Genomic DNA, 9,861 nt, shown 5'->3' with positions numbered 1-9,861 from the left:
GTGCGAGCGTCGCCGCACCCGCGGCGCAGGCGGCCCAGGCGGCCGATGCCAGCCCCAGCGCCACCAGGCCGCGGCGCAGCAGGGTCCTGGCGCCCGTTGGGGATACGTTCATCTTGCGAGCAGGCCGTTGGTCGCCAGCAGGTCGCTCCGGCTGAGCTGCCCCGACGCCAGGCGCAGCTTGAGGAATCCCATCAGCACGTCGTAGCGCGCCTTCGCCAGGTCGCGCCGCGTCTGGAAGAGAAGCGTCTGCGCGTTCAGCACGTCCAGGTTGAGCCGAACGCCGGCCCGATAGCCCATCTCGGTGCCCTGCAGGGACAGCCGGCCCGACAGCTCCGCCGCCTCCAGCGCCTTCACCTGCGCCCTGCCGCTCTGCAAATCGAAGAAGGCGCGCTGCGTGGACTCCTCCACTGAACGCGTCGCGCTCTCCAGGTCCTCGCGCGCCTTCTCCTCCAGCAGCAGGGCTTCGGCAATGCGGTTCTGGACCGCGAAGCCGGCGAACAGCGGCATGTTCAGCTCCAGCCCGACGGAGGTGTTGGTGCTCTTGGGCGGCAGGAACGCCGCGCCGCTGCCGCCATAGCGGTTGTGGGTCACCGAACCGACCGCCGCGACGGTGGGCAGGCGCTCGGCCTGCGCCCGCCGTATGTCCAGGCCGGCGGATTCCAGCGCCAGCCGCGCCCGCAGGATGCTCGGGTGCGACGCGGCGGCGGCCATCCACGCATCGACCTGCTCAGGCACGACAGCCGGCAGCACCGAAGGCGCCGCAAGCGGGCGCGGCTGCACGCCGCGCCGGCCGACCAGGCGGTCCAGCATCAGGCTGCGCACGCGCAGCTCGTTGTCCGCCGCGATCTCCTGCGACAGAACGAGGTCGTAGCGCGCCTGCGCATCGCGCACGTCGGTGATGATGCCGGTCCCGGCGTCGAAGTTGCGCTGCGCGGAATTGAGCTGCCCGCCGATCGAGGTCTTGCTGCTGCGCGTGGTGGCGAGCACGTCCTGCGCGGACAGCACGTCGAAGTAGGCCTGCGCCACGCGGACGATGAACTCCTGTTCGGTGACGTCGAACTCGGTGCGCGCGGCCGTAAGCCCGACCCGGGCCTTGGCGATGTCCACAGAGGCCACGCGGTTGAACAGGGGCACGCGGACGTTCAAGGTGCCGGTGGCCGTGCGGGTGGCGTATCGGTCCAGGTTCACTTCGCCGGGCGCGCCCGCTCCGCCGACGGCCGACTGGCGGGTCGCCACATTGGTCGCCGAGGTGGTGGCGTTCGCCGACGGAAGCAGCAGCGCGTTGGCCTGCGCGGCGCGCGGCTCGGCCGAGCGCACCAGGGCGCGCGCCGCGCGCAGCGACGCGTCGCTGTCGTGCGCCAGGTCGTACACCTGCACCAGGTCTTCCGCCGCCGCATGGCGGGCCGGCAGCAGCGCCAGCAAAAGGAAGATGTGAACTAGAGCTGTGCGCATCATTCGTACCGCAGCGCGTCGATGGGCGCGAGGTTGGCGGCGTTGCTGGCCGGCAAAATGCCGAACAGCACGCCGATCAGGCCCGAAAAGCCGCAGGCGCCGAGCACCGCCCACCACGGAATCGCCGGGTCGGGGAAGTTGGGCAGCAGCCGGGCGATGCCGAAGGCGCCGCCATACCCCAGCAGCACGCCGATCAACCCGCCCAGCATGGCGATCAGCACCGCTTCGATCAGGAACTGCATCAGGATGAAGCTGCGCGGCGCGCCCAGCGCCTTGACGATGCCGATTTCGCGGGTGCGCTCGGTCACCGACACCAGCATGATGTTCATGATGCCGATGCCGCCCACCAGCAGCGAAATGCCGACGACGCCCGCCAGCACCACCGTGACCGTGGTCGCGATTTCCTTGAACGATTTCCCCAGCGTGTCGGACGATTCCACGACGAAGTCGTCGGGCTGGTCCGGCTTCAATCCGTGCAGTTCGCGCAGCAGCACCTTGATGCGCGACTTGACCATGTCGACCTGGTCCAGGTCGGCCACGCTGAAGCTGATGGAGAGGTCCGGCTCCTCGATGATGCCGTTGACCGCCAGCGCGGTCTGGTAGGGCATCAGCAGGTAGTTGTCCTGGCTCTGGCCGAACATCTCGCCGCGCTGCTCCATCACGCCGACCACCTTGAACCATTCGCCGCTGATCTGCACGTAGTGGTCGGTCGGGTTCTCCGGCAGTTTCAGGTCACGCCGCATCTTGTCGCCCAGCACCACCACGCGCCGGCGCTTCAGGTCGTCGTTCTCGCCGAGGAAGCGGCCGTACTTGGGATAGGTCTGCTGCACGTCCTGGTAGCGCGAGGTGGTGCCCAGCAGCATCCCGCTGGCCGAGTGGGTGCCGTTGCGCACCGAGGCGCCCTGCTGGCCGCCCGCCATCACCGTGGGCGTGACGTGGCGGATGCCGTCGACGCGGTGGCGCAGCTGGTCCACGTCCGAGAGCTTCAGCCGGTTGAGCTTGCCGCGCAGCGCGTCCTCCAGCGGCGTTTCGGCGCGCAAGGTGAGCGCGCTGCCGCCCAGGCTCTGGAACTGCCGGGATATCGAATCCGACAGCCCCTGCACCAGGCCCACCACGGCGATCACCGAAGCCACGCCGATGACGATGCCGAGCATGGTGAGCGCGCTGCGCAGCCCGTGGGCGCGGATGCTCGCCACCGCCGAGCGCAGGCATTCCAGGAACTGGTACAGCGTGACCCGGGCACGGTCCCCGTCATGCCCGTTGTCCGGTTCATCGGCAGCCATGGCGAGCGGCGGGGCGACCGCGACGTCGGCGCGCATCAGGCCACCTCCGCCACGCGTTGCGCCGTGCCCTGCATCTCGTCCTGCGCGATGCGGCCGTCGTGCAGGCGCACCACGCGCCTGCACTGGGCGGCGATGCCGGGCTCGTGCGTCACGATGATCAAGGTCAGGCCCTCGCCGTGCAGCTCGGTCAGCAGCGCCATGATCTCGGCGGCCGTCTTGCTGTCGAGGTTGCCGGTGGGCTCGTCGGCCAGCAGCAGCTGCGGCGCGCCGACCAGCGCGCGGGCGATGGCGACGCGCTGGCGCTGGCCGCCCGACAGCTCGTTGGGCTTGTGGTGCAAGCGATGCTCCAGCCCGACGCGGCACAGCGCCTCGCGCGCGGCGGCCTCGCGCTGCGCCCGTGGAACGCCGCGGTAGATGAGCGGCTGCGCCACGTTGCTCCAGGCGGAAGCGCGCGGCAGCAGGTGGAAGTTCTGGAAGATGAAGCCGATCTTGCGGTTGCGCACCGCCGCCAGCTGCGCTTCGTCCAGCCCGGCGACCGCGCGGCCATCCAGTACGTAGCTGCCGGTGGTGGGAACGTCCAGGCAGCCCAGGATATTCATCAGCGTCGATTTGCCGGAACCCGACGCGCCGATCAGCGCGACGAACTCGCCGCGCGCGATGCGCAGGTTCACGCCTTCGAGCGCCGCATAGCCCTCGCCGCCCAGCTGGTAGGTCTTGCCGATGTTGCTGAGTTCGATCATGTCCGTGCGCCTGTGCTCACAGGGGGCTCGGCGCCTTGCGCTCGCCGGTGGCCGCGCCGGCCTGCGCCTTCACCGCTTCGCCGCCGCGCAGGAACCGCAAGGTCTTGGGCGGGCCGACGATCACGAGTTCGTCCTTCTGCAGCCCCTTCAGGACTTCGATGTAGGCGTCGTCGGCGACGCCTACATCCACCTCGCGCCGCACCGCCTTGCCGTCGGCCAGCACGAAGACGGCGGCAATCGCCTTGTCCGACTTGCTGCGCTCGGACTCGTCGTATTGCACCGCTTGCAGCGGCACGCCGATGGACTTGGCACCGCCGGTCTTGGCGAAGGCGATCTCCGCGCGGCAGCTCATGCCGGGGTGGAACGCCAGCTCGCTCGGGTCCAGGCGGATCTTCACCGCATAGCTGCGGCTCTTGCCCGACACCTCGCGCGGCGCCATTGCCACCCGGTCGACCCTGCCGCGCAGCGCGCGGTCGGGGAAGGCGGCGGGCACGATCTTGGCCTCGCGGCCGATCTCGATGCGGGCGATGTCGGCTTCGTCCACGCTCACTTCGGCGAAGGTGTTGCGCGTGTCGCTGATCGTCATCAGGCTGGAGCCCGCGATGCTCATCGCGCTGGGAACGGCCGTCTCGCCGACCTTGATGGTGACCGAGGTGACCTTGCCGTCCATCGGCGAGCGGATTTCCGTCTTGGCCAGCTTCTGGCGCGACTGCTGCAGCTGCGCTTCGGCCTGCTTCACGGCCTCGCGGCTCGCGCGCAGTTCGACCTCGGCGACGTCGCGCTGCGTCACCAGCTCGTCGAATTTCGTCGCCTCGATCAGCCCGTGCTGGCGCAGCGCCTCGTAGCGGCGCGCCTTGGCGCCCATCGAGTCGCGGTTCACCCGCTGCCGGTCGACGTTGAGCATCGCCTGGTCGCGCCCCGCCTGCAATTGCACGATTTCCGAGCGCGGGGTTTCCGCGTCCAGGCGCAGCAGCAGCTGCCCCTTCTTGACGATGTCGCCTTCCTTGACGAACACCGCGTCGACGCGGCCGATCGTCTCGGAGCCCAGGGTCACCTGGCTTTCATAGGCCAGCGTGCCCGAAGTGAGGATCGACGGGGTCAGCTCGCGCCACTGGGCGCGCTCGACCTGCACATCCTTCGCCTCGTTGCCGCGCAGCAGCGTGGCCGCCACCGGGATGACGACGACGACCGCGATGGCAAGGGCGGCGACCCAGCGTCTTTTCATGCGATCGGGTGCGGCCGGTGGCTGCCGGCCAGTCCGCCGGTTGCCGCCGCCACGGGCGCCGGCGAGACGAAACCGCTCTTCTGGGGCGGCACGGCCGGCGTCTTGGGAAGCAGCCACGACACGGCGAACAGCGCAATCGCCAGGATGACGAAGACGGCGAGCCACTTCTTGTTCATGTCGGATCCTCTTGTTTCAACGGTTGAAGAAAAGCATGCGGCCTACCCGACCATCTGCATGGACGCATAGGCCCTGGCCGCGGCGCGCAGGCGTTGCAGCACGCGGTCGCGGCCCATGAGCTCGCACAGGCCGGCAAGCGGCAGGCGCGTGACCTCGCCGACCACGAACACGCCGGCCACCGCCGACACCGTGTCGGCGGCAACGCCGAAGGACGCTGAGGTGGACGCGATGGCGCGGGCGATCTGCGCCTGCGACCAAGTTGCGAGTGCGGTCAGTTCGCGGTCCAGGCCGCAGGCGATGTCCGCCACCGCGGCCGGGGACAGCCCGGTGCGTTCCAGCAGCACCCAGTTCGGCTGCACGGTCTCGCTCAGGACCGGCAGGATCAGCTGCAGCGATGCGCTGCCCGCGGGCGCCAGGCCATGCGTGAGCGCGAGCAAACGGTCCCATTGGAGGTCGACGTCCATGACGTACCGCGTCTGACGGACATGCTGCCCGGCGTCGGGAAATTCGGCATTGGTCATGGTGTGCGGCAAGGAGTCGAGCCGGTTATACGCACGCCCCTTTTCGGAGGCGCTACGAGAACTCGTACGTCGTGGCGGCACGGCGATTTCGTTCTACGGGGACTCGTAGTCGAGGGCACTGCAGTGCGGCGTACAACCACCGACCAAGATGCCATTCGGTGGCAAACGCTCGAACGGGAGGACAGTGTGATGGGACTGGAAAACGGCTTGCAGGCGAGTTCCTATCCGCTGACGAATTCGCAGCACGAGATCTGGCTCGACCAGATGCTGCACGCGGAGGTTTCCCTCTACAACCTGGGCGCCTCCGTGCGCCTGGCGGGCCCGATCGACGTCCAGCGTTTCGAGCGCGCGGTCTCGCTGCTGGTTCGCCGGCACGACAACCTGCGCACCGTGCTGCTGCGCCCCGAGGGCGGGAGCGGCGCGCCCCGGCAGGCGTTTCGCGACGCGGCACCCGTGCCCGCGCCGGTGGAACTGCGGGACTTCTCCCAGGACAGCGACCCCGATGCAGCCGCGAAAAACTGGATGCAGCAGCGCCTGCTGGAGCCCTTCCATCTGTATGCAGGCCCGCTGTTCCGCCAGGACCTGATCCGCGTGGCGCCGCAGGGCTGGTACTGGTTCATGCAGTACCACCACCTGATCGCCGACGGCTGGACCTTCGGTGTGCTGATCCGCTCGCTGGGCGAGATCTACACCGCGCTGGGCGAAGACCGGGAAGTCGGTCTCCAGGCACCGTCGTTCGCCGCGTTCGTCGAGAAGGATGTGGAGTACACACGCTCGCCGCTGTACGGCAAGCACCGCGCCTACTGGCTGGCCAAGTACGCGGAACTCCCACCGCGGATTTTCGAGCGTTCGCGCGCGGCATCGGCGGCCGGCGCCGTCATGCCCACGCGCTGCCATTCGCTGGTGCTGCCGCGCGCGACGAACGAACGCATCGCCGCGTTCGCGCAGGAGCACGGATCGACCGTCTTCCAGGTGATTCTGGGCGCGATGTACGTGCTGTCCGCGCGCACGGCGCAAGTGGACGACCTCAGCATCGGGCTCGACGTGCTGAACCGCTCCAACGCGGCCTTCAAGGCGACCGCCGGCCAGTACTCGGGCGTGAGCCCGGTGCGTCTGTCGTTCGGCACGGACCTGAGCTTTGCCGACCTGCTCACCAAAATCGACCGCACGCTCAAGCAGGACTACCGCGCCCAGCGTTTTCCGGTCGGCGCGATCAACCAGGCGCTGGGGCTGCGCAGCGCCGGCCGCGCGCAGCTGTTCGACCTGAGCATCTCGTACATGCGCCAGGACCACGGCGCGCGCTTCGGCGACGCGATGGTCGAGCGCACCGATGCGGTGACGCCGCCGCTGCAGTCACCCCTGAATCTGTACGTCTGCCACTTCGACAGCGTGGGCGCGACCGATCTCGAAATCGAGTTCATCTACAACACGGCGTACCTGGACGCGCCCGCCGTGCAAGCCCTGTCGCAGCGGTTGCTGCGCACGCTCGACCACCTGCTGGGCGCGCCGCAGGCGCCGGTGAATGCCTTCCCGCTGGTGAGCGAGGCCGAGCGCCTGCAACTCGCGCAATGGAATGCGACCGCCGCCGCCTTGCCGCGCAACCAGTGCGTGCACGAGCTGTTCGAGACTTTTGCCGCCTGCAACCCGGATGCGGTGGCGCTGGTCTGCGAGGACGGGTCTTCGCGCTACGCGGAGCTCAACGCCGAGGCCAACCGCATCGCCCACTACCTGCGCGACCTGGGCGTCGGGCCGGAGACGCGCGTGGCGCTGTGCGCGGCGCAGGGCCGCCCGCTCATCGCCAGCGTGCTGGCCATCCTGAAGGCGGGCGGCGCCTACGTGCCGCTGGACCCGGCCTATCCGCGCGAGCGGCTCGCGTACCTGCTGGCCGACAGCGACGCCACGGTAGTACTGGCCGATGTCGCCGGCCGCGCCGCGCTGGGCGACACTTCCGCGCCCTGCGTCGCGCTGGACGGCGCGGACCTGCCCTGGAGCGACCACTCCACCGCCAACCTGCCGCGCGAAGTTCTGGGGCTGGACGGCGCGAGCCTAGCCTATGTGATCTACACCTCGGGTTCCACCGGCATGCCCAAAGGCGTGATGGTGGAGCACCGCAACCTGTTCGCGTCCACCATGGCGCGGCTGCAGGTCTACCAGCGCCACGAACGCTTCCTGCTGCTGTCGTCGATCTCCTTCGACAGCTCGGTGGCCGGCATCTTCGGCACGCTGGCCTCGGGCGGCGCGCTGCTGCTGCCCCAGCGCGAGGTCGTTCTGTCGCCGCCGGCGCTGCGCGCCGCCATCCGTTCCTGGCAGGCGACCAGCCTGCTGTGCGTGCCGTCGCTGCTGCAGGTCTTGATCGACGAGGCCGATGGCGACGCGCTCGCCACGCTGCATCAGGTGATCGTCGCCGGCGAGGCCTGCTGGCCGGCGCTGGTCGCGCGCGTGGCCGAGCGGCTGCCGCGCGTGTCGCTCTACAACGAGTACGGCCCGACGGAGGCCACCGTGTGGGCGACCGTCCACCGCTGCGATGCGTCCGCCGACCTGTGGTCCGTGCCGATCGGGCGGCCGATTGCCAACTGCGCCGTTCACCTGCTGGACCCAATGGGCCATCCGGTGCCGATCGGCGCAACCGGCGAGATCTACATTGGCGGAGAAGGCGTCGCGCGCGGCTACCTGAACCAGCCCGAACTCACGGCCGAGCGTTTCCTGCGCGATCCCTTCGCCGGGGCGGACGGCGCGCGCATGTACCGCACCGCGGACCTGGCACGCCACCTGCCGGACGGCAGCATCGAATTCCTGGGCCGCAACGACTCGCAGGTGAAGATCCGCGGCTACCGCATCGAGCTGGGCGAGATCGAGGCGCGGCTGCTGGAATGCCCCGGCGTGCGCGAGGCGGCGGTGCTGGCGCGGGAAGACAGCCTGGGCGGCCAGCAGCTGGTAGCGTACGTCGTCGCGGACGGCGGCGCCCTTTCCGCACCCGCCCTGCACGCGCACTTGGGCCTGCTGCTGCCCGACTACATGGTGCCCGCGCAGTACGTGAACCTCGATTCCATGCCGTTGACGGCCAACGGCAAGCTCGACCGCAAAGCGCTGCCGGCGCAGGGGACCGGCGTCACGGGCGGCGACGACCAGCCGCCCGTCGGTGAGGTGGAGAACGCGCTGTCGTGTTTCTGGGCCGAGCTGCTGGGCGTCGAGCGCATCGGCCGGCACGACCGCTTCTTCGCGCTGGGCGGCCACTCGCTGCTGGCCATGAGCCTGATCGAGCGCCTGCGCGGCGCCGGCATGTCGGTGAGCGTGGGCGACCTGTTCATGGACTTGCCCCTGGCGGATCTGGCGGCGAAGGTGAGCCGCACGAGCGCGGTGTTCGAGGTCCCCGCGAATCTGATTCCCGCGGGCAGCACAGTCATCTCTCCGGCCATGCTGCCGCTGGTCGGGCTGAGCGAGGCCGAGATCCGCTGCATCGCCGACGCGGTGCCTGGCGGCGCCGCCAACATCCAGGACATCTACCCGCTCGGCCCGCTGCAGGAAGGCATCCTTTTCCACCACCGGCTGCATGCGGTGGGCGATCCCTACCTGTCGCAGGTGTCCTTCGGTTTCGACAGCCGCGAGCGGCTGGATGCGTTCCTGGAAGCCATGCAGGCGGTGATCGAGCGCCACGACATCCTGCGCACCGCGGTGCTGTGGGAAGGCTTGTCCGAGCCGGTGCAGGTGGTCTGGCGCAGCGCCTGGCTGGCCGTGGAAGAGGTCGGCCTCGATGCCCAGGCCGGCAGCGCGGTCGACCAGCTGCGCGAGCGCTTCGACCTGCGCCATTACCGGCTCGACGTGCGCCGCGCGCCCATGATGCGCGCCTGCATCGCCCACGACGCGGCCAACGGCCGCTGGGTGATGCTGTGGCTGTTCCATCACCTGATGGACGACAACACCTCGCTCAAGCGCATGCTCGGCGAGATTCAGGCGCACCTGGTCGGCCAAGCTGACACGCTCCCAGCCCCGCTGCCGTTTCGCAACTACGTGGCGCAGACCCGCCTGGGCATTCCGGCGGCCGAGCACGAGGCGTTCTTTCGCGAGCTGCTGGGCGACGTGGACGCGCCCACCCTGCCCTTCGAATTGGGCGACGTGCACGCCGACGGCTCGGAGGTCGCGCAGGCCACCGGCAGCGTGGAGGCATCCCTGGCCTGGCGGCTGCGCGAACGCGCGCGCGTGCTGGGCGTGACCACCGCCAGCTTGTTCCACCTGGCGTGGGCGCAGGTGCTGGCGCGCGTGAGCGGGCGCGACGACGTGGTGTTCGGCACGGTGCTGTTCGGCCGCATGCAGGGCGGAGAAGGCATGAACCGCATGTTGGGCATGCTGATCAACACGCTGCCCATGCGGGTGCGCCTGGACCAAGGCAGCACGCAGGACGGGGTGCGCCAGGCACATGCCCTGCTGGCACGGCTGCTGCGCCACGAGCACGCGCCGCTGGCGCT

7 protein-coding genes are annotated in these 9,861 nt (G+C 69.7%); 1 reads left to right on the top strand and 6 read right to left on the bottom strand.

What is annotated here, in order from left to right; all coding sequences use genetic code 11:
* Positions 1 to 108: 108 nt before the first annotated feature.
* The 6 genes from H0U68_RS01200 to H0U68_RS01175 are packed head-to-tail and all read right to left on the bottom strand — an operon-like array spanning position 109 to position 5,398.
* Positions 109 to 1,455, bottom strand: coding sequence for a TolC family outer membrane protein (locus tag H0U68_RS01200; protein WP_296352334.1), 1,347 nt, complete (start codon positions 1,453 to 1,455; stop codon positions 109 to 111).
* Positions 1,452 to 2,771 carry an ABC transporter permease gene (locus H0U68_RS01195; RefSeq protein WP_296352332.1) on the bottom strand — a complete coding sequence of 440 codons (1,320 nt, stop codon included), beginning with the start codon at positions 2,769 to 2,771 and terminating at the stop codon, positions 1,452 to 1,454. Before H0U68_RS01195 ends, H0U68_RS01200 begins: the two co-directional genes overlap by 4 nt.
* A complete protein-coding gene (locus tag H0U68_RS01190) occupies positions 2,771 to 3,475 on the bottom strand; it encodes an ABC transporter ATP-binding protein (protein ID WP_296352328.1) in 705 nt (234 codons plus the stop codon). Before H0U68_RS01190 ends, H0U68_RS01195 begins: the two co-directional genes overlap by 1 nt.
* Before the next feature lie 16 nt (positions 3,476 to 3,491).
* A complete protein-coding gene (locus H0U68_RS01185; RefSeq protein ID WP_296352327.1) occupies positions 3,492 to 4,700 on the bottom strand; it encodes an efflux RND transporter periplasmic adaptor subunit in 1,209 nt (402 codons plus the stop codon).
* The gene (locus tag H0U68_RS01180; protein ID WP_296352325.1) at positions 4,697 to 4,876 is read right to left on the bottom strand and encodes a hypothetical protein; all 180 of its coding nucleotides are present in this window, start codon (positions 4,874 to 4,876) and stop codon (positions 4,697 to 4,699) included. Before H0U68_RS01180 ends, H0U68_RS01185 begins: the two co-directional genes overlap by 4 nt.
* A 42-nt stretch (positions 4,877 to 4,918) precedes the next feature.
* Complete coding sequence (locus tag H0U68_RS01175) at positions 4,919 to 5,398, bottom strand: hypothetical protein (protein WP_296352323.1); 480 nt, start codon at positions 5,396 to 5,398, stop codon at positions 4,919 to 4,921.
* Positions 5,399 to 5,587: 189 nt separating this feature from the next.
* Between H0U68_RS01175 and H0U68_RS01170 the strand changes: the two genes are divergently transcribed.
* On the top strand, positions 5,588 to 9,861 hold a 4,274-nt coding region (locus H0U68_RS01170), incomplete at its 3' end, for an amino acid adenylation domain-containing protein (protein ID WP_296352321.1).

It is taken from the genome of Ramlibacter sp. (assembly GCF_013697775.1).
Classification (GTDB): Bacteria; Pseudomonadota; Gammaproteobacteria; order Burkholderiales; family Burkholderiaceae_C; genus Ramlibacter.
The sequence above is the reverse complement of the archived record's forward strand: the minus strand, read 5'-3'. Positions and strand labels throughout refer to the sequence as shown.